The organism is Exiguobacterium sp. KRL4, from assembly GCF_001870785.1.
Classification (GTDB): domain Bacteria; phylum Bacillota; class Bacilli; order Exiguobacteriales; family Exiguobacteriaceae; genus Exiguobacterium_A.
Genome location: NZ_MOLV01000002.1, coordinates 70,021 through 89,729, shown reverse-complemented (window position 1 = coordinate 89,729; position 19,709 = coordinate 70,021). Strand labels below are relative to the sequence as shown.

The 19,709-nt window shown below is 49.7% G+C and carries 16 protein-coding genes; 4 read left to right on the top strand and 12 right to left on the bottom strand.

Annotated elements, in window-relative coordinates:
- Positions 1-2: 2 nt before the first annotated feature.
- From mutS to tnpB, 8 genes are all read right to left on the bottom strand, one after another.
- On the bottom strand, positions 3-2,534 hold the full coding sequence (mutS, locus tag BLD48_RS01740; protein WP_071498699.1) for a DNA mismatch repair protein MutS: 2,532 nt from the start codon (positions 2,532-2,534) through the stop codon (positions 3-5).
- A 66-nt stretch (positions 2,535-2,600) separates the two neighbouring features.
- The gene (locus BLD48_RS01735; protein WP_026828786.1) at positions 2,601-3,038 is read right to left on the bottom strand and encodes a YlbF/YmcA family competence regulator; all 438 of its coding nucleotides are present in this window, start codon (positions 3,036-3,038) and stop codon (positions 2,601-2,603) included.
- Between the two features lie 115 nt (positions 3,039-3,153).
- Positions 3,154-3,975: a DNA-3-methyladenine glycosylase family protein gene (locus BLD48_RS01730; protein ID WP_071498698.1), complete on the bottom strand. Its 822-nt coding sequence runs from the start codon at positions 3,973-3,975 to the stop codon at positions 3,154-3,156.
- 15 nt (positions 3,976-3,990) lie between these two features.
- On the bottom strand, positions 3,991-5,262 hold the full coding sequence (locus BLD48_RS01725; protein ID WP_071498697.1) for a DUF445 domain-containing protein: 1,272 nt from the start codon (positions 5,260-5,262) through the stop codon (positions 3,991-3,993).
- Between the two features lie 116 nt (positions 5,263-5,378).
- Positions 5,379-5,666, bottom strand: a complete 288-nt coding sequence (locus BLD48_RS01720) for a hypothetical protein (RefSeq protein ID WP_236629907.1) — start codon at positions 5,664-5,666, stop codon at positions 5,379-5,381.
- A 131-nt stretch (positions 5,667-5,797) separates the two neighbouring features.
- A complete protein-coding gene (locus tag BLD48_RS01715; protein ID WP_083412217.1) occupies positions 5,798-7,255 on the bottom strand; it encodes a phytoene desaturase family protein in 1,458 nt (485 codons plus the stop codon).
- On the bottom strand, positions 7,252-8,868 hold the full coding sequence (locus BLD48_RS01710; RefSeq protein WP_071498694.1) for a DUF3153 domain-containing protein: 1,617 nt from the start codon (positions 8,866-8,868) through the stop codon (positions 7,252-7,254). Before BLD48_RS01710 ends, BLD48_RS01715 begins: the two co-directional genes overlap by 4 nt.
- A gap of 328 nt (positions 8,869-9,196) precedes the next feature.
- Complete coding sequence (tnpB, locus tag BLD48_RS01705) at positions 9,197-10,288, bottom strand: IS200/IS605 family element RNA-guided endonuclease TnpB (protein WP_071498693.1); 1,092 nt, start codon at positions 10,286-10,288, stop codon at positions 9,197-9,199.
- A gap of 396 nt (positions 10,289-10,684) precedes the next feature.
- On the opposite strand from tnpB, the gene BLD48_RS01700 reads away from it, so the two are divergent.
- From BLD48_RS01700 to BLD48_RS01685, 4 genes are read left to right on the top strand one after another with little or no spacing between them, the layout of a single operon-like run.
- Positions 10,685-11,656, top strand: coding sequence for a siderophore ABC transporter substrate-binding protein (locus tag BLD48_RS01700; protein WP_143082906.1), 972 nt, complete (start codon positions 10,685-10,687; stop codon positions 11,654-11,656).
- The gene (locus BLD48_RS01695; protein WP_071498691.1) at positions 11,657-12,676 is read left to right on the top strand and encodes an ABC transporter permease; all 1,020 of its coding nucleotides are present in this window, start codon (positions 11,657-11,659) and stop codon (positions 12,674-12,676) included. It begins immediately after the preceding gene.
- Positions 12,677-12,684: 8 nt separating this feature from the next.
- Entirely contained in the window at positions 12,685-13,740 is a 1,056-nt protein-coding gene (locus tag BLD48_RS01690; RefSeq protein WP_143082905.1) for an iron chelate uptake ABC transporter family permease subunit, read from the top strand.
- Positions 13,737-14,489 carry an iron ABC transporter ATP-binding protein gene (locus BLD48_RS01685; RefSeq protein WP_071498689.1) on the top strand — a complete coding sequence of 251 codons (753 nt, stop codon included), beginning with the start codon at positions 13,737-13,739 and terminating at the stop codon, positions 14,487-14,489. The genes BLD48_RS01690 and BLD48_RS01685 overlap by 4 nt, the downstream gene beginning before the upstream one ends.
- A 149-nt stretch (positions 14,490-14,638) precedes the next feature.
- On the opposite strand, the gene BLD48_RS01680 is transcribed toward BLD48_RS01685, so the two are convergent.
- From BLD48_RS01680 to BLD48_RS01665, 4 genes are all read right to left on the bottom strand, one after another.
- Positions 14,639-15,811: a glycine C-acetyltransferase gene (locus BLD48_RS01680; protein ID WP_071498688.1), complete on the bottom strand. Its 1,173-nt coding sequence runs from the start codon at positions 15,809-15,811 to the stop codon at positions 14,639-14,641.
- Positions 15,811-16,902, bottom strand: coding sequence for an L-threonine 3-dehydrogenase (tdh, locus tag BLD48_RS01675; RefSeq protein ID WP_071498687.1), 1,092 nt, complete (start codon positions 16,900-16,902; stop codon positions 15,811-15,813). Before tdh ends, BLD48_RS01680 begins: the two co-directional genes overlap by 1 nt.
- A gap of 95 nt (positions 16,903-16,997) precedes the next feature.
- Positions 16,998-17,864, bottom strand: a complete 867-nt coding sequence (locus tag BLD48_RS01670; protein WP_071498686.1) for a 2-oxoacid:ferredoxin oxidoreductase subunit beta — start codon at positions 17,862-17,864, stop codon at positions 16,998-17,000.
- A complete protein-coding gene (locus BLD48_RS01665; RefSeq protein ID WP_071498685.1) occupies positions 17,851-19,602 on the bottom strand; it encodes a 2-oxoacid:acceptor oxidoreductase subunit alpha in 1,752 nt (583 codons plus the stop codon). Before BLD48_RS01665 ends, BLD48_RS01670 begins: the two co-directional genes overlap by 14 nt.
- Positions 19,603-19,709: the final 107 nt, after the last annotated feature.

Here is a 19,709-nt window from a genome sequence, read left to right as displayed (position 1 = left end):
CCTTACTTTCTTGCTTCTGCCTGCAGACGGTACAACGTATTTAATGCTTCAAGCGGTGTCATATTGATCAGATCAAGCGTCTGAATCGTTTCCCGCACCGGATCTGGCTCGGCAAAGAGACTCAGCTGATCGATGGGTTCCGCCTGAACGACTGCAGGCGGCGGAGACACAATCGCCCGCTCCTCAGTTTGTTCGAACTCCGATAACAATACTTCCGCCCGGTCAATCAAGGAATCCGGCAGATCTGCTAACCGTGCGACATGAATCCCGTAAGATTGATCGGCTTTTCCGTCGCGGACTTCATGCAGGAAGACGACGCGTCCATCCTGCTCGACGGCCCTTACATGGACGTTGGCGAGCCGCGGCATCGATTCCTCAAGAACCGTCAGTTCATGATAATGGGTCGAGAACAATGTTTTGGCTCCGACGTGGTCGGCGATGTGTTCGACGATGGCTTGCGCGAGCGCCATGCCGTCATATGTCGATGTCCCGCGACCGATTTCATCGAGGAGAATCAACGATTGGTCGGTTGCCCGGGTCAAGGCTTCTTGTGTCTCGACCATCTCGACCATGAAGGTCGATTGTCCGCTGACCAAATCGTCGGCTGCTCCGATCCGCGTGAAAATTTGATCAAAGACCGGTAACTCAGCCCGGCTTGCCGGGACAAACGATCCAATCTGATGCAACAAGGCAATCAAGGCGAATTGACGCATGTACGTTGATTTACCGGACATGTTCGGTCCCGTGATCAACAGCATTTCCCGCTCCTCGTGTAAGGCGATGCCGTTCGCGACATATTCCCCGCGCGGCAGGACTGTCTCGATGACCGGGTGACGTCCGTTCTCGATGGTCACGTTCCGTCCTGTAATCGTTAACGGTCGGACATAGTCATGACGTTCTGCGATTTCCGCCAAGGCGACGAGGACATCCAGTTCCGCAATCCGCCGACTGACCCGTTGCAGGCTTTCAATCTGTGTTTTGACTTGATCCCGGACTTGGCAGAACAGTTCGTATTCGAGGGTAATGCTTTTTTCCTCTGCCCCGAGAATCAACGCCTCCTTCTCTTTCAGTTCCGGTGTGACATACCGCTCGGCGTTCGCAAGCGTCTGTTTACGTTCATACCGTCCTTCCGGCAACAGTTTGGCGTTGGCCCGCGAGACTTCGATATAATAACCAAATACCCGGTTATAACCGATCTTCAGCGTCTTGATACCGGTTGCCTGACGTTCACTTGCTTCAAGTGTTGCCAGCCATGTCTTTCCGTCTTTCGACGCCACTAACAGTTCATCCAGTGCCGGGTCGAAGCCCGGTTGGATCATTCCGCCTTCTTTCGTCGAGATCGGCGGGGCCTCGACAAAAGCACGGTCCAGCAAGTCGGTCAGTTCGTCATGTGGATCGAGCCCGAGTGCCAGTTGTCCCAAGCGGTCGCTCAACAGTTCTTCAAGCGCGGCTTGAATGCGCGGAATCAAGCGGAGCGTCGATTTCAATTGGACGAGATCACGGGCAGAAGCCGTACCGTACCCGACTTTCGCGACCAATCGTTCCAAATCGTAGACTTCCCGCAGCGTATCCTTCAGCTGTTGCCGTTCAAAATAATGCGCCAACAATTCTTCGACGGCGTCGAGCCGTTCTGTAATCGTCCGTTCCGACAGCAATGGTTTTTCGAGCCAGCGTTTCAGCATCCGTCCGCCCATCGCCGTTCCCGTGACATCAAGCAGACCGAGCAATGACCCTTTTTTATCGCCAGTCCGAGCAGAACGAATCAGTTCAAGATTCTTGACGGTATTCGACTCCAGCTGCATGAAATCAGCCGCTTCATAGACCAGTGCCGGTTGCAAATGCGTCAGCGACCGTTTTTGCGTATCATGCATATACGCGTACAAGACAGCAAAGGCATCTGCTTGTGCTGCATCAATCGCCCGGTCACCGTGCGGATGGTTTTCCCGGCGTGAACTTTGCGTCAATGGAATCTGTAAGTGGCTGAGCGCCGCTTCGTGTTCCCTTGTCGTCACGATGATTTCGCGCGGCAGGATGATACTTAACTCCTTCGCGACGGCATCAAGCGTCGCAACACTCGTCAGCGCACTTTCTCCGGTCGAGACGTCTCCGCGGGCAATGCCGAATCGTCCGTCCTGTTCGACGACCGCGACGAGGTAACGGTTTTCTTTTTCCGTCAACGACGACATCAACGTTCCCGGTGTAATGACTTGGACGACTTCACGTTTGACGAGTCCCTTCGTCAATTTCGGATCTTCGACTTGATCGCATAAAGCGACTTTATATCCCCGTTCAATCAATTGTTCAATGTAGCCGTTTGCCGCATGGTGCGGCACACCACACATCGGAATCGGATGTTCGGCGTTCTTTCCATTTTTCGCCGTCAATGTCAATTCCAGTTCGTGCGCGACCTGTTTCGCGTCATCAAAAAATAACTCATAAAAATCACCTAGACGATAAAACAAAAAGGCATCAGGATAATCCGCCTTAATTGAAAAATATTGTTTCATCATTGGTGTATTGTGGACTGCTTCCATGATATTCACCTCATTCGCGTAAAAAGCCGACGGGAATCCGTCGGCTTTTCCAATTCAGTTCATTGATTAATAGCCGCAACCGCCGCTTTTATTTTCAGCTTCCATGCCACTTCCTGTTTTCCCCGCCAAGACATCACCATCTGTTGCTTCGATGATTTGATCCGTGATCCCGTTTGAGATCGTCACCGTGACATATTGAAGTAAGCCGTTGACTTCTTCTTGCGATTCTTGGAATTGTTGAACGACCGGCATCTCGTCGAGTTCTGCGAATAATTTATCCAGTTTTGCTTCGACACGTGCCAATGCTTCCGTTTTCCCGTAGTGTTGGCAGTTGACCGCTTCTTTTTGTAAAAATTTAATCTGTTTCATCATCTTTTGGACTTTTTCGTTTCCATTGATGTTGGCTTCAGCAGCTTTAAACCGTTCGACCTCTGAAGTCTCAGAAATCATTTTTGCGATTTCATTTGCCTTTTCGATGATCTGTTCATCTGTATACATAAACATTCGTCCCCTCTATCGGAAGCGGTGAACCCGCTACGCTTATCGTGTCTACGAACGATGACTCGTTCTTATCGCATTCATTATACCGTTCTCTTCAAGGGGTGACAAGAATAGTTCCTTATTCAATCGACCGCCATAACAGATAAGCGGCATGACTACGGTACGGGGCGAATTCTTGACTGAGCGACACGGCTTCTTCGACACTCGGCCGATTGCCGTGTAAGCTTTCAAATGCCCGCAAGATCCCGATATCGGACGCCGGAAATAAGTCTTGCCGCCCGTAACCAAACATCAAGACGTTTTGAACGGTCCATGGTCCGACCCCCTTCAAGGCCATCAGCGTCTCGGCAATCGTCTCATCAGACGCTTCCGCCAACTGTCGGAAATCGATGTCGGACTGAGCTGCTCCTAATAGGTACTCGGCTTTTCTTCCGGAAAGTTGCAGGATACGGAGCTGCTCCGGTTCAACATTCCGTAACCGGTCTGCCGTCGGCGGGAAGATGACCCCGTCTTGTTCCGTTCCGAACGTCCGGCACACTCGTTCCGTCAAGACTTGTGCAAAGCTAAGATTCACTTGTTGATGAATGATTGACCGGATCAATGCCGTAAATGGATCCACATCCAGCACCAGCCGCTCGGCCCCAAACCGGGACACGATTCCGTCGAGTGACGTACCGATGAACGCTTGTGACGGATTTCTGACATCGAGACGAAACCGATGTCGCAACTGATGCAACATCGGTTTCTTTGGTCCTTCGCCACTTAACAGCAGCGTATGTGAATCAAGTGCTTCCATCTGACCGATGAACTTCCCTTCCGGTACAAGGACCGGAACAATCAGACGGTCCTCATGTTCGACTTGAAGCCGATCACCACGAAGGCGTCTTCGAATCCCGTCAAAATCATACGCGTCCTGCATGACGATTTTTTCCTGCCACATTAGACATCTTCTCCTTTAGCCGATGAATAACTTGATGCCTCCTAAAATCAAACCGATGAAGAATCCGCAAATCGCACCATTGACCCTAATCCATTGCAAATCATTTCCTACTTTATCTTCAATCATATGAATTAACGTTTCCGTGTCAAAACGGTTTAGATTTTCCCGGACCAATCCTCCGATTTTTTGGTGGTTTTGATCGACAAACCGGACAAGCTGATCTTTCATCCAACGATCACTTTCTTCTTTGAATGTCGGGTGATGATCCCAGTCGTCTAACGCTTGGTTCATCAGCGGTAAAGCTCGACCTTCCCAAAACGCGTCCGAGACGAGATACGTCTTCAATTCAGTGATGCCTGCCGTATAGGCCCGGTGTAAGACAGGATGGAAATCGAAACGATCGACTTCCGTTTCTTTCCATTGGTCAATTTTCGCTAAACGGTCCTCATCTTGTGTCAACTGAATTAAATTTCGTCGTAGATGATCGAGAATGGCCAGACGATTCGGGTGATGCACTTGCTTCATATCCTGAATCACACTGAGTAGGACAGACTGAATGACAAGACTCAGTCGTTCTTCGGAATAGACTTTTTGAACGGTTTTCGCCGTGACCCGTAAAAACGTATTTTTTTCCTGATCGATCATCGCGTGATACGCCAAGCGGCCGATTTGATCCCGGATGACCGGATCTTCGAGCAGGCGTTGCCCGTAGCCGAGCAGCTGATCAATTGCCAGTTCGTCAAGTCGTCGTTCTTCGTTCAACTCGACCAAGCGCTCTGCTAATCGTTTTGACGGGTAGGCTTTGATCGTCTCGGAAATCCGGTCGTCGACGACCTTAAGAATCGCTTCTCGTGGAAGTTTATGCAAAATACCAAGCAATAGTTCTGTCACCGTCGCCCGAAAGGCAGGCAACAAAACGATTGACCGGAGCAACTTGATGAACCGATCGGCAAGCGTCATATGACGAAGCTTCTCGACGATACTTTCTTTATTCAGTAAATCTTTTTCTAACATCTGGACGATCGATTCGATGACCCGTTCCCGGTTCTTCGGCAATAAATTCGTATGGGGAATCTTTAGACCCAGTGGATGACGAAACAGTGCAGTGATCGCAAACCAGTCGGCAATCCCTCCGACAAGTCCTGCCTCAAATCCGCTTTGCAACCAAAAAATCCAGTTGTTTTCTTTAAAAGGCAACGAGGCGATGAAGCCGACTGCCATAAAAATCAAGGACACGGTCGCTAGACGCCGGGTCGATGACTTGGGTGGAGATGCAGGTTGTTGCAAGATGGTTCCTCCTTCTCGCGAGCTGATTTCCTCATATCTCGTATACGTCGAGAAACGGATACAAGTTTCGGCAGAAAAGAGTCCCAGTCACGTCCGGACTGGGACTTGTTATGTAGTTAGAACGTAAATTCCCCAAACTGTTCGCCGTCCCATGTTGCTGTCGCTGTCGAAACAAAGTAAACGAGTCCGTTTCCGAATGTATTTTCCATTAACGAAACGACTTGATGCCCTGCCGTCTGTTCGACGAAAGCTAACCGGACTTCTTCTTTTCCTTGATAAACACGTTCATAGACACTCAATCCACGGGCATTGATGAACGTGCGGGCAGTCGTGAAAATAATCGGCCCGACTTCCGGCCGCCGTTCTTGAATAAAGATTTGGCACTTGTCCTCAAACTGATTCAATCTTGTCCACTCCTTCTCTCTCTTTTTTTGCTCATGCTTATGTACTTCCCGTCTCGCCCTAATGATAATCCTGTTCTTCAAAAAAAGCGACCAATCGGCCGCTTCTTTCATCATTTCACAAAGTTTTTCAGTTAAATCTTCACGCCAAGCGCACGCGCGACATGAATCGCCGATGTCGTCGCTCCGATTGTCCCAGCTCCCGGAAAAACGGTATCCCCAATGATGTACAGTCCCGGAATGCCCGTTCGAAATGAGGCGGCACGGAACAGACTCGTCGACGGCAATTGCGGATATCCACCGACACCACCGTTTGGACGTGACGTATACCGGACCCATGCTCCTGGTCCACCCGGGTAACGTGCAATGGCGTGTTCTTGAAATCCGGGAAACTCCTGTTCCAGTATGACCTCGAATTTTTCCTGCATCGTCTCGACTTGGTCGTTGTATTGCCCTTGATCGTCCCGGGCGAACCGGTCAATCGGTACATGACACGACATCGTCAACGTCCGGCATCCATCCGGTGCCCGCTCCAGATCGCCTGCTTGCGATAACGAGATGAAGGCATGTCCGGACGGTAAGATTGGATCATGGACTTGTCGAAAAGCGGTACCGTCCTCGACGATTGTCTCCGGAATTGCGGCATAATACGTAAACGTCGCCCACTGTGAGAGAGCCGCTTGCCGTTTATATGTCCGACGTAATGTCGGTTGCAAGGACGGTCCAACGAGCTCGTGCATCGCTTCGATCGGTAAGGCCCCGATCACTTCGTCGGCAAGAATCAAACGTCCCCGACGATCTTCGAGTAAAAAGCCGTCCACCGTTTGTCGGATGGAGACGATCTTTCGTCCGAGTAAAACCGTTGCCCCGTCTTGTTCCGCTGATGCTTTCAGTTGTTCGGCGACTTTATACAATCCACCCGGCACGTAGTAGGCGCCGTCATGATAAATCGATAAGGCGACCGCTCCAAGCAACGCCGAGGCTTCCATGCCGGTCTGCATACTATCTAGGAGAATCCCATCGATTAATTGCGCAAACGTCGTGCCGTCCAGTCGATGTTTGCGTAAAAGATGACCAATCGTCTGTGTCAGATAAGGCACTAGTGGAAGACTCGAACGGACTTCTTTTAAAATCATTTGTGCATCCGTCATCGTTCGTAACGGTAACGCCGGTAACGCCTGCATCAACGGACGGACATGGCGCTCGATATGATGGATTTCGTCAAAAAAGGTCTCAATCGCAGTCGCTTGCTCTGTGAATTGGTCTTTTAGGTGCTGGATGAACCGGTTCCGGTCCCGGTAATACATGATGTCTCGCCCGTCGAGCTTAATCGTCATGACGACATCGAGTAATTCGACCGGGATCTCTAGCTGCAAGTGTCGGAGCACCCGTTCGTGAAGACCACCCGGTTCAAACCCCATCCCAAGTGTCGCACCGACTGGGTACGTAAAGGATTGACGGGTGAACTTACCAGCCGAGCCCCCCCATTCACGACTTCCTTCACAAAGCGTCACACTGTGTCCTTCACGTGCCAGCAAAGCGGCGGCCGTGACCCCGGCGATTCCCCCACCGATAATCGCAATCCGTTTCATGATGGTTCCTCCTCAGTGACTAAGTTTTCTTTGAACAAGAAATTACGGACTTCGCGAAAGACCGGTTCCCGGCGGTGAATCGTAAAGTGATCATACTTATAGGATTTTGTCTGGATGTTATCGGTGTAGGCTTCAAGCGCAAACGAACTTTTCAGCGGGATCAAGTTGAAGTCGCCTCCTTTTGCCCCAAACGAATAGACGAGAACATCGCGGGGCCACGTCTCCAATCGATCCTTCAAATTTTTCATCGTCGCTGAGTTTTCAGCCAAATCTTGAATCGCCGGACTGTTTGTATTTGTCCCGAACGGTGCGAGTGTCAAACCAAGCGTCGCATAATCCGATCCACTGATCGGTGCATCGAGCGTGACGAGTTTTCGGATCTGGTACGGAAGGTCTTCTTTTAACGTATAGGCGACGACATCAACGCCTCCCATACTGTGACCAACGAGCTGAACATCGGTAAAGGTGGCTTTTTGCTGACGGTCATATTGATCGATGGCCGCACTCAGCCACTTCTGTTGATTGAGCAGACTTGCTTCATCGTCTTCAAAGACAATCCGAACGAGCGGATATCCTGTCGTCGACGGTTTGACGCTGCATGTCACCTTCCCTGCTCGCGAGACATCACAGCGGCCACCATCTTCCGCCAACTTGTTTTTTGTGAAGTTTTCAATCATTGGTAAAAACGTCCGCTCCGTCCCAAACAATCCGTGGACCATGAACGTAGGCGTAATTTCACCGGCCTGCTTCGTGACAATTTGTTTTGTCGGTGGTGGTGCACTAGACGTCTCATCCGCAAAAATCCACCAGGCTCCTCCTCCGACAATCAGACAGACGAATAATGAAATCCCGATTGTCTGTAATTGTTTCCGCCGTAATTTCCGGACATGGTGAATCACCCAGAACATCAATAACCCGAATCCAATCAACAGGACGACACCGGTAATGATCCAACCGGTCGGATTTGGCACATAGGCAATCAGTTGCAACTGATTGGCTTTTGTCCCGTACAATTTCCAGGAGACATTGTTATAGTTCGACCAGTCCATCTTCTCTCCATTTTGTAACCCAATCACTTTCGGTCCATGTAAATTGATTTCGATATCGGCCTGACGGATATAGCGGTCCGCTAGTTTCTTAACTTGTCCTGTCGGTTGATAACCTTTGATATTCAGACGATCAATACTGAGGTCGATGTTCGTATCTAACCGGTACGTATTAAACCAAAAACCCTCTTCTGTCTTAACCTCGTATGTCGTATCAGGCGGAATCAAAATCCCCCCGATCCCCGTCTTCCATTCATCTTTGATCGTCGCTAAATCCTCGAACTTGGCAAACTTCTTTTCCATCCGAATTCCTTCATAATCATCCTGCGTCTTGAAGGTCTCTGCCGCATAACCATTTTCCTCCGCCTGTTTGACATACGTTTTCCAGTCCGGATTTAAATTGAGTAATCGTGCGACAGGATGTTCTTTTGCCGCATACGTCGTTTTTAACGTCACACTTTGATCCGTGTGAACGGTAGCGTCATATTGAATCCGAATACATCCTCCGAGTATGGTTGCCATCAAGACGAACGACAGAAGAATTAGTTTTTTGCGTATGCTGATCAAACCGTCACACGTCCCTTCTATCTTGTCCTCTTTTCCCTATCTTACAATTTATTACGTGGGCGAATCAAATTGTCCAAAAAAATGTAACAGTTTTCCTGTTAACTTAGCTCTTTTTTTTCAAAATCCACTGGTTTACGGAACGGCTTATTCAAATTGCAGACTATGTCAGTGATCATCAAACTAATTTTTTATAAAATAAATCGCAGTGTGAACTACTCACCACTTATTTGCTTCGCAAATTGAAGTGGGAGCTTCTTGGGAAGACCGTACTTTTACGAGCTACGATTATTTACCAAGCTCATCGGATGGTTCCCACCCTGAAGGGTTTTCAGTCTGCTAACAGCAACAAGTTGATACTTGCGTTGATATCTCGATCATGATGCACACCACAAACACATACCCACTCGCGTACATCCATTGTTTTTTTCTCGCCTTTTACGCCGCAAGAAGAACAGATTTGGGTCGAGGCGAACCATTGATCCGCTTTGATAAGTGTTCGCCCATAGAATTTGCATTTGTATTCCAGCTGTCGGACGAACTCATGCCAACTGACATCTCCAATCGATTTGGCGATCTTATGGTTCTTCATCATGTTCTTCGATTTAAGTGTCTCGACGACGATGACTTGGTTATCGTCAACGATCCGTTTCGACAGCTTATGAAGAAAATCTTTACGTTGATGTGCAATCTTTTCATGCTTCTTGGCGAGGATCACCCTCGCCTTCTCTCGGTTCTTACTCCCGATTTTCTTGCGGGACAAGGCGCGTTGCGCCTTCTTTATCTTCTCTTCGGACTTTCGAAGGAAACGAGGATTGTCAACCTTCTCAGAAACCCGCTCATCATTCGTCAGGATGGCGAAGTGCTCCAGACCAAGGTCGATTCCTACTTTATTTTGGGCTGGAACCCATTGCGCTTCGGCTTGATCGACAAGGATGGAGATGAAGAATTTCCGGGTCTTCGTCATCGAGACCGTCACGGACTTGATCACACCATCAAACGGACGATGTTGTGTCAACTTCACAAAACCGATTTTAGGAAGTTTCACCTTACGATCTTCGATGCGGATGCTCCCCTTCAGATTGTTGGTTGTGTAAGAGGCACGGTCGTTGTGCTTCGACTTGAACTTCGGAAATCCGACAGACTGATCTCGAAAAAAGTTGTGATACGCCTTGTTTAAGTCCATCTGAGCGTTCGCAAGAGAAAGACTGTCGACTTCTTTGAGGAAAGGGAATTCGGGCTTGTACTTCGCTGGGGTTGGGAGCTTCTGCTTCGTGTGAGGGTTGAGCTTCGAATCTTCGTACAATCGGATACGCTCTTCGAGCATCTTATTGTAGACAAAACGGACACAACCGAACGTCTTCATGAAATATTCTTGTTGGGGTTTCGTCGGATAGAGTCGAAACTTGTACGCCTTTAGCAAAGCAATCACTCCTTTCAATTTGATTCGTTATACTCATTTTATCGAACGATTGGAGTCTTGAAAAGACAGGCGATTCATCTCCCACCTACGCTGGGTTTCACCCTGAGACGCTTAGAAGTGGGAGAATTCTCGCTAAATTTAGTTAAAATTTCTATATAGTTTATAGAAATAAAAAAAGGACAATCCTATATTACTAAAATTGTCATTGCACATTCAGATTTTGTCTGTTATTATTTCCCTTGAAGATGACAATGATAATCATTATCAATAATGTTTACGAATCCTGTTAGAGACCCATACATAATCTTGCGTCGTAACATGATTGATCAACTGAGATGCATTGCTACACGAAAAAGGAGATGAACGATAGTGGGAAAATTGAAGACATCCGTTATCATGAGTTCGCTCGCCGTTTTACTTGCGGCATGCGGAACTGCAAACGAAGAAAACACAACAAAGGACGGAGAAGCCAACACGTCTAAAATGGTAGAAATTACTGACGCGCACGGTACGATCAAGGTACCGGTCAATCCGGAGAAAGTGGTGGCACTCGATAACCGGACGTTCGAGACACTGGCCGCCTGGGATGTCGAGCTCGCGGCTGCTCCTGTCGGTTTGTTACCGGCTGAATCCCCGTATGCAAAAGACAAAGACATCGTCGACGTCGGAATGCATTTCGAACCAAACTTAGAAGCCATCGCTGGTGTTGATCCGGATGTCGTCATTGTCGGTCAACGTTTTGCTGATTACTATGACGACATCAAGAAGTTAGTGCCGCAAGCGGCTGTCATCGATCTGGATGTCGAGTTGCCTGAGGATTCCGGTACTCCAGGTGAACTGTTGGTCAAGGGTCTCGAAGATACGACACAAACGCTTGGGCAAATCTTTGCAAAGGAAAAAGAGGCAGAACAACTCGTAACAGAATTCGAGCAATCCATCACGGACGTAAAAAAATCATATAACGGAAATGACAGCATCATGTCTGTCATCGTCTCAGGTGGAGATATCGGTTTCTCCGCTCCGATGAGCGGCCGTGTCTTCGGACCGATGTATGACATATTCGGATGGAAACCGGCACTTGAGGTCAAACAAAAATCGGGGAATGATCAAGGTGATGAAGTTTCCGTGGAAGCCATCGCTCAAAGTAATCCGGACTGGCTGCTCGTCTTGGATCGGGATGCGCCGCTTGGTGATGCGGAAGGTGCTGTTCCGGCGGAAGACGTCATCGATCGTGCACCTGCTCTTCAAAAAACAACGGCCGTTAAAGAGGACCGTATTGTTTACACACCAAAAGACATGTATTTAAATGAATCGATTCAGACCTATTCAGAGTTTTTCCAAGACGTGTCGGAAGCGCTCGTGAAGTAAATGGAGCAGTTTAAGATACGACAAGTAAATGGAAGCGTTGAGCAGAACGCTCGACCTTCCTTTTCTGTCGTTTGGACCCCATCGTTTGTCATAGCGGTGCTGATCATCCTCCTTCTTGCCGTTGCTTCCTTGTTTACCGGAGTATATGAATTGAGCGGAAAAGCGAACGACTTTGATATGTTTTGGATTACACGTTTTCCAAGGACACTGGCACTCATGCTGACCGGTGCAGCCATGGCGATGGCTGGGCTCGTCATGCAACTGATTACACAAAACCGTCTCGTGGAACCGACGACAACAGGAACCATTGAATGGGCAGGACTTGGTCTTTTGACCGTTTATCTACTTGTGCCGGCACCGACGCTCATGATGCGTATGACGGGTGCCATCGTCTTCGCATTCATCGGAACGATGGTGTTCTTCTGGTTCTTGCGATCGGTTAAACTACGTTCTTCACTGATTGTTCCGATCATCGGTCTCATGCTCGGTGCTGTCATCTCCGCCATCTCCACATTCCTCGGGTTGTTTTTTCGGGCGAGTCAGGCGCTTGAAGGATGGTTCGTTGGATCGTTTGCATCGATTCAAGTCGGTCGTTACGAATACCTGTGGATCATCATCGGTGTCACGGTCTGTATCTTTTTTCTTGCCAACCGGTTGACTGTAGTCGGTCTCGGAGAAGATATCGCCACCAGCCTCGGAATCAACTACAACCGTCTCATGATGATCGCTACAGGTTTGATTGCCTTATCTGTCGGAATCGTCGCCACGGTGATCGGGAATTTACCGTTTCTCGGTCTGATCGTGCCGAATCTCGTCTCGATGATTCGGGGGGACGATCTCCGGAGTAACTTGCCATGGGTATGCATCATCGGGATGGGAACGATCCTCGTCAGTGATCTGATTTCACGGACGCTCATTAAACCGTTTGAATTACCCGTTTCACTTATTCTCGGCACGGTCGGAGCGGCTGTCTTCATTATCATTTTATTACGACAACGAACAAGAGGAGGAGTTCGATGAGTTTGATCATGGAACAAACACCAACGACCTATGAACGTGAACGTACGACGTCTCATACAAACGATCGGAACGCTTCGGCATTCCAATCCAAACGATCGGAGCGGCGCTACTGGATATTGCTTTGCCTCTTTCTCTTCGGTGGACTTCTTTGTTCGTTTGGTCTCCTCGTCTACAACAATCCGGTTCCGTTCCAGTCGCCCTCCTTCTGGCCGGTCGTCGAACGGCGGATTACCGCCATCGTGACGATGGCAATCGCGGCGCTCTGTCAAAGTCTTGCCACCGTCGCATTCCATTCGGTCACCAATAACCGAATCATCACCCCGTCGCTCCTCGGGTTCGATGCACTCTATTCGACGATTCAAACGTCGATGATCTTTTTCTTCGGTGCCGGTGCATTGATTGGTTTCACAGGGACGGAAGCCTTCTTGACGCAAGTCGCCATCATGCTGGTCATGAGCTTGCTGTTGTACGGCTGGCTCTTATCCGGAAAATACGCGAATTTGCAGCTCATGCTCCTGATCGGAATCATCCTCGGCACCGGGCTCAATTCGCTTTCGACCTTCATGAGGCGAATGCTCGCTCCTTCTGAGTTCGATATCCTTCAAGCCCGACTGTTCGGTTCTGTGACGAATGCGGACGCTGCTTATTTTCCGATCGTAATTCCGGTCGTCATCGTCGTCAGCGTATTGTTGTTGCTGTCGGCCAATCTGCTTAATGTCATCGCGCTGGGCAAAGACGTCGCGACATCGTTTGGGGTGAATCACCGCAGAAGCATCATCTATATACTGGTTCTGATTTCCTTACTTATGTCGATGTCGACAGCGCTGATCGGTCCCTTGACGTTTTTCGGTTTTTTAGTGGCAACGCTTAGTTATCAGGTCGCATCCACGTACGATCATAAGTATGTCTTACCGATGGCATTTTCAATCGGCTTCCTCGTTCTGACGAGCGCCTATTTCTTCATGTATCATATTTTCAATGCACCGAGCGTGGTCTCCGTCATTATCGAGCTATTCGGCGGTATGATTTTCTTAGCGGTGTTATTAAGAAAGAGGTCCCTATGATTAAACTAGAACACGTCAAAAAATCGTATACGGATCATGTCCAAATCGGACCTATCGGGCTCGAGATCCCAAAAGCCGGTCTCACTGCACTCATCGGACCAAATGGAGCCGGTAAGTCCACGACGCTGATGATGATCGGCCGCCTGTTGAACCTCGACGAAGGACACATCCAGGTCGCAGGAATGGATGTATCGAGTACAAAATCAAAGGATTTGGCGAAAATCATCACGATTCTTCGTCAGGAAAATCATTTCGTGACCCGGCTGACCGTTCGTCAATTGGTCGGATTTGGTCGTTTTCCCTATTCACATGGACGACTGACTCCTGAAGATGAAGCAATCATTTCCAAATACATCGACTTTCTCGATTTGACCCAGCTTGAGAACCGATATCTTGACGAACTCTCGGGTGGACAGCGTCAACGTTCTTATGTCGCGATGGTACTTTGCCAAGAGACGGACTATGTACTACTGGATGAACCGCTCAACAATCTCGATATCGCCCGGTCCGTCCAGATGATGGGCTACCTTCGTCATGTCGCGGATAAACTGGGACGGACCATCGTTACCGTATTACATGATATTAATTTCGCTGCTAAATACTCGGACCATATCTGCGCCATGAAACATGGACAAGTCGCTGCATTTGGAACCGTCAAGGAAATCATGGTTGCCGAAACACTTTCGGACATCTTTGAGACAAACCTTGAGATCATCGACGGACCGTATGGCCCGATTGCCGTATATTAATCCGAAACGGTTTTAAAAACACTAATCAAAAGAAGGGATTGCGCATCCGGTGGATGCGCAATCCCTTCTTTGTGTACCGTTAGTTACATGTATAAACCTGATTCGTGGCCTCGTCGCCGAGATCCACCTTTAGATCCGATTCATTTTTGTTAAATCAATTTCAACTCTTGCCCGACTTGTTTAAACGCTTCGAGCGCTTGTTCCAAGTCCTCACGTGTATGCTCTGCCGTGACGATCGTCCGGACACGGGCTTTTCCTTTTGCGACCGTCGGGAAGGCAATCCCTTGCGCAAAGACCCCATGCTGACGCAGGCGGTCCGACAACTGATGACATAACGCTTCGTCGCCGACGATGACCGGTGTGATTGGCGTCGTCGATGTTCCGATGTTAAAGCCAAGATCACGTAGTCCCTGCTTAAAGAACTCCGTATTCTCCCAGAGACGGTCAAACAGTTCTGTTTCTTCTTCCATGACGCGGAGAGCTTCCCGGTTCGCTTCGACGACTGCCGGTGGATGGGACGTCGAGAACAAGAACGGACGGCCTTTATGGATCAGATAGTCTTTGACGTGTTGTTCACAGGCGACGTACCCGCCGAGAACACCGATCGCTTTTGAGAGTGTCCCGACTTGCAACGCGACCCGTCCGTCGAGACCGAAGTGATTGACGGTTCCGCGGCCACTTTTTCCGAGAACACCGGATGCATGGGCATCATCGACCATGACGAGGGCATCATATTTTTCAGCCAGTTCAACGATTTCTGGGAGTGGCGCGATATTACCGTCCATCGAGAAGACACCGTCCGTAACGACGAGACGTGTCCGCGCGTCTTGTGTTTCCTGCAGAGCCGCTTCCAAGTCCGCGAGATCAACGTGGTTATAAATGCGGCGTTTCGCTTTTGTCAGACGAATACCGTCGATGATTGATGCATGGTTCAAGGCGTCAGAAATGACGACGTCTTCCGGTCCAAGCAAGGCTGACAACACACCGAGGTTTGTCGCGAATCCTGATTGGAAGACAAGTGCCGCTTCCGTATGCTTAAATGTCGCCAGTTCCCGTTCGAATGCTTGGTGCATTTCGAGTGTTCCGGCAATCGTCCGGACCGATCCTGTTCCGGCACCGAATTCAAGAGCAGCGTCCGCTGCCCGCTTCGCGAGACGCGGGTGCGCCGCGAGTCCAAGATAGTTGTTCGACGACAATTGAATCAATTCTTTCCCGTCGACCGTCACCCGGTTGTGCTGGGCACTTTCGAGTGCGACGAGTTCGCGGAACGTTCCCGCTTGTTTCATCTCTTCTAATTCTGTCCGTAAATGCTCAAAACCCATCAATTCGTCCCCCTTGGTTGTAGTACGACCTTTCCACATTTCCCTTGTCGCATCAATTCGAATCCTTCTTCAAACCGTTCGAGTGGTAATGTGTGTGTAATCAGTGGTCTGACATCGACTTTCCCGCTCGACAGGAAGGCCGATACCTGACTCCATGTCTCATACATTTTCCGGCCCGTGATCCCTTGCACGCGAACCCCTTTAAAGACGACATGATTCGTCAAGTCGATTTCGACCGGTTTGACCGGCAGACTCAGGATGTTGACGTCTCCTCCTGCTGTCACCATCTCAAACGCTTGACCAATCGCGACCGGATGACCGCTCATTTCACAGACGACATCAATGCCGTCCCCGTCCGTCATCATCCGGACCCACTCGAGGACATCTTCATGACGCGAATCGATGACGACATCCGCGCCCATCGTCTTCGCAAGCTCTAAACGGTACGGATTGACATCAATCGCCACCACTTCTGCTGCTCCTGCCGCTTTCGCGACGGATACGGCCATCAATCCGATTGGACCACAGCCGACGATTGCCACCGTCTTGGCACTGACGTCACTGGCGAGGACCGTATGGACGGCATTACCCATCGGCTCTTGAATCGACGCGATACCGGCCGGCATATCTTCCGGATTGACCCAAAGATTTTCTTCCGGCATGACGACGAATTCAGCGAAACAGCCTTGTGTATCGACGCCGATGATTTTTGTGTTTTTACAAATATGGTATTGCCCGCGTAAACATTGTTTACACTGATGACAGACGATGTGTGTTTCCGCCGAGACCCGGTCACCGAGCTTCAGACGTTTTGTTCCTTCCCCCAGCTCCACGACTTCACCTGAAAACTCATGTCCGAAGACATAGGGCGGATTGACGCGTGACGCAGCCCAAGCATCCCACTCATAGATGTGGACATCCGTCCCGCAAATTGAAGTCGCCTCGACACGGATCAAGACTTCACCGCGTTTTGGTGACGGAACTGCCACTTCTTTTAAGACGGCGCCAAATCCCCGTTCTTCTTTGACGAGTGCCCGCATCGTCTTTACCTTCGTCGTATCTTCTACAGCTGTCACTAATTTTGTCATCATTCCCCGACTCCTTCGTGGTCCTTGCCTCTTTCTCTAATCGGTCAAGACCAAGTATTGAGCATCCCCAACTAACCAAACAATCATTCACTTCTAGTTTACATGAATTCAGCCGCAAGTTTATCAAATGTTTCTTCATTCATATCGAGATTCGCAAAAGTCAGCCCCTGATCCGCATAACCGTCGATTTGTGACTGATAATCCGGACGCGAACTGTCTTGATAAATCAAGCCCATGACGAGGCCGTTATGTTCATGGACAACCCGTTTCGCGAGATCGAGATCAGTTGCGTCATAGTTTTCGAGATCATCCAGTTTCGTCAAATTTTGTTTGAACCAGTCGTACGTGTTGACTTTATTAAACGTGACACAAGGACTAAAGACGTTGATGAAGGCAAATCCTTTATGTTGTGTCGCCTGTTCAATCAGACTCGTCAATCCTTTTAAATCATTTGAAAAACTTTGGGCGACAAACGTCGCGCCTGCCGTCAGCGCCAGTTCAACCGGTGAGACACTCTTTTCGATTGATCCTTTTGGTGTCGACTTCGTCTTGAAGCCAAGTGCCGACGTTGGGGATGTCTGTCCTTTTGTCAAACCATAGATTTGATTGTCCATGACGATGTACGTCATATCGACATTTCGTTTGAACGCATGAATCGTATGCCCCATCCCGATGGCGAATCCGTCCCCGTCACCTCCGGACGCGATGACCGTCAACTCACGGTTCGCCATCTTGACACCCTGGGCAATCGGTAACGACCGGCCGTGAACGCCGTGGAACCCGTACGTATTGATATAACCGGAAATCCGTCCCGAACAGCCGATTCCGGAAATCAAAGCCAGTTCCTCCGGCTCGAGTCCGACGTTTGCGACCGCCCGTTGAATGGCCGCCTGAATCGAAAAGTCACCGCAGCCGGGACACCAGTTCGGTTTGACATCGTTTCTGAAATCTTTAAAGGTTGCCATGGAAAACCCCTCCTGCAACGACTTGTTCGACCACTTCTGCCGGATAGAACGGATCGCCGTTGAATTTTAAAATATGTTCGATCTTTTCTGCAAAACCGCAGTTCATCTGGATCAGTTTCGCGAGTTGTCCCGTCGCATTGTATTCGACGACGACGACTTGTTTGGCCCGCTCAAGATGCGGGCGGACCAGTTCACTTGGGAACGGATGCATCTGACGGATATGGAGATGATCGACATGAATGCCTTGTGCTTCAAGACGTGGCATCACTTCCTCGATCGTTCCACGCGTCGAGTTGAAGCCGACGAACAGGATATCCGGTATCGCATGCTGTTCGGTGACAAGGACGGCATCCTTCATCCGGAACTGATTCAACTTCCGGAGGCGTTTCGTCATCTGATCGACTCGATTTTTCGTCGCTTCCGACGGACGACCTTCTTCGTTATGTTCGACACCGGTCACGTGATGGATCCCATGTTTTGTTCCCGGTACGACACGCGGACTGATCCCGTCTTCCGTCACTTCATACCGTTTGAAATAGGCTTTGCCTTCAAGTTCCGGCAGCTCGCCTGAGATCAACTTCCCGCGCCGGATTTCGACCCGATTGACATCAAGCGGTTCGACGGATTGTTTACCGAGCGACAACATCAAGTCCGTCAAGAGAATGACCGGGCATTGATACTCTTCCGCGATGTTAAAGGCTTCTGCCGCATCATAAAAGGCTTCCTCAACGGTCGACGGCGCCAGGACGACTTTCGGAATCTCGCCATGGGTGCTGTAAATCATCGCCATCAAGTCGGACTGTTCCTGTTTCGTCGGCAGTCCGGTTGAAGGGCCACCGCGTTGTGTATCGATGATGACGAGTGGGGTCTCCGTCATCCCGGACAAACCGATCGCTTCTGCCATCAAGGACAATCCCGGTCCAGCTGACGCCGTCAAAGCACGGACGCCGGCGTAGTTGGCACCAATTGCCATCGTGACCGCCGCGAGCTCATCTTCCGTCTGAACGACGGTTCCACCGAACTGCGGCAATTTTTTAATTAAGTACTCCATGATTTCCGACGATGGCGTGATCGGGTAGGCGGCCATCAGGCGGGCCCCGCCTGCAACCGCACCAAGCGCAATCGCATCGTTCCCGATCATGAACATCCGTTGCTGTCCATCGGCCGGATCTAAAATAAAGCGTTCAGCCGTTCCAGCCATCGCTTCAAATGCCGCGGCTCCTTCCCGGATTGCCGATAAGTTTTTCTCGACCATCTCGGGTCCTTTCCGTCCAAAAATCTGTTCGACGACGGCTTGGAAACGTTCCGACTTGATGCCGAGAATCGCACTCGATGCCCCGATGGCGACCATATTCTTCATCAAGGATGTGCCGAGTCCTGCCGCAATTTCCGTAAAAGGAATCGGATAGAGGACGGCCCGTGTCTGATCCGGGTTCGTCGGATTAAACTTCGCATCGGCAATGATGATCGCTCCTTGACGTAACTCATGGAAGTTGACGTCGATTGTTTCTTGGTCAAAAGCGACCAGAATGTCGAGATCGTCGGCAACGGTCCGGACTTCATGTGTTGCGACCCGGATTTTATTGTTCGTGTGACCACCTTTGATCCGTGAAGAAAAATGGCGGTATCCATATAAGTAATAACCTAAGCGGTTCAGGGCAATGGCAAAGATCTCACCTGTCGATTCGATTCCTTCCCCCTGCTGACCGCCTACTTTCCATGACAATTGATTGTACATCGACGTTCGCTCCTTCTATCCCCTGAAATGATTGAAGCTGTCTGCTTCACTGTCCTCCCTCATGATACCGATTTCCGGATAGTTGTACAATCCTCCTCAAATGAATC

What these genes read in the sequence shown, in the direction of transcription:
- mutS (WP_071498699.1), bottom strand. Translation starts at nt 2,534, where the DNA reads ATGGAAGCAGTCCACAATACACCAATGATGAAACAATATTTTTCAATT.
- BLD48_RS01730 (WP_071498698.1), bottom strand. Translation starts at nt 3,975, where the DNA reads ATGTGGCAGGAAAAAATCGTCATGCAGGACGCGTATGATTTTGACGGG.
- tdh (WP_071498687.1), bottom strand. Translation starts at nt 16,902, where the DNA reads ATGATGACAAAATTAGTGACAGCTGTAGAAGATACGACGAAGGTAAAG.
- BLD48_RS01680 (WP_071498688.1), bottom strand. Translation starts at nt 15,811, where the DNA reads ATGGGTTTTGAGCATTTACGGACAGAATTAGAAGAGATGAAACAAGCG.
- BLD48_RS01670 (WP_071498686.1), bottom strand. Translation starts at nt 17,864, where the DNA reads ATGGCAACCTTTAAAGATTTCAGAAACGATGTCAAACCGAACTGGTGT.
- BLD48_RS01700 (WP_143082906.1), top strand. Translation starts at nt 10,685, where the DNA reads ATGAGTTCGCTCGCCGTTTTACTTGCGGCATGCGGAACTGCAAACGAA.
- BLD48_RS01695 (WP_071498691.1), top strand. Translation starts at nt 11,657, where the DNA reads ATGGAGCAGTTTAAGATACGACAAGTAAATGGAAGCGTTGAGCAGAAC.
- BLD48_RS01735 (WP_026828786.1), bottom strand. Translation starts at nt 3,038, where the DNA reads ATGTTTATGTATACAGATGAACAGATCATCGAAAAGGCAAATGAAATC.
- BLD48_RS01715 (WP_083412217.1), bottom strand. Translation starts at nt 7,255, where the DNA reads ATGAAACGGATTGCGATTATCGGTGGGGGAATCGCCGGGGTCACGGCC.
- BLD48_RS01690 (WP_143082905.1), top strand. Translation starts at nt 12,685, where the DNA reads ATGGAACAAACACCAACGACCTATGAACGTGAACGTACGACGTCTCAT.
- BLD48_RS01685 (WP_071498689.1), top strand. Translation starts at nt 13,737, where the DNA reads ATGATTAAACTAGAACACGTCAAAAAATCGTATACGGATCATGTCCAA.
- BLD48_RS01665 (WP_071498685.1), bottom strand. Translation starts at nt 19,602, where the DNA reads ATGTACAATCAATTGTCATGGAAAGTAGGCGGTCAGCAGGGGGAAGGA.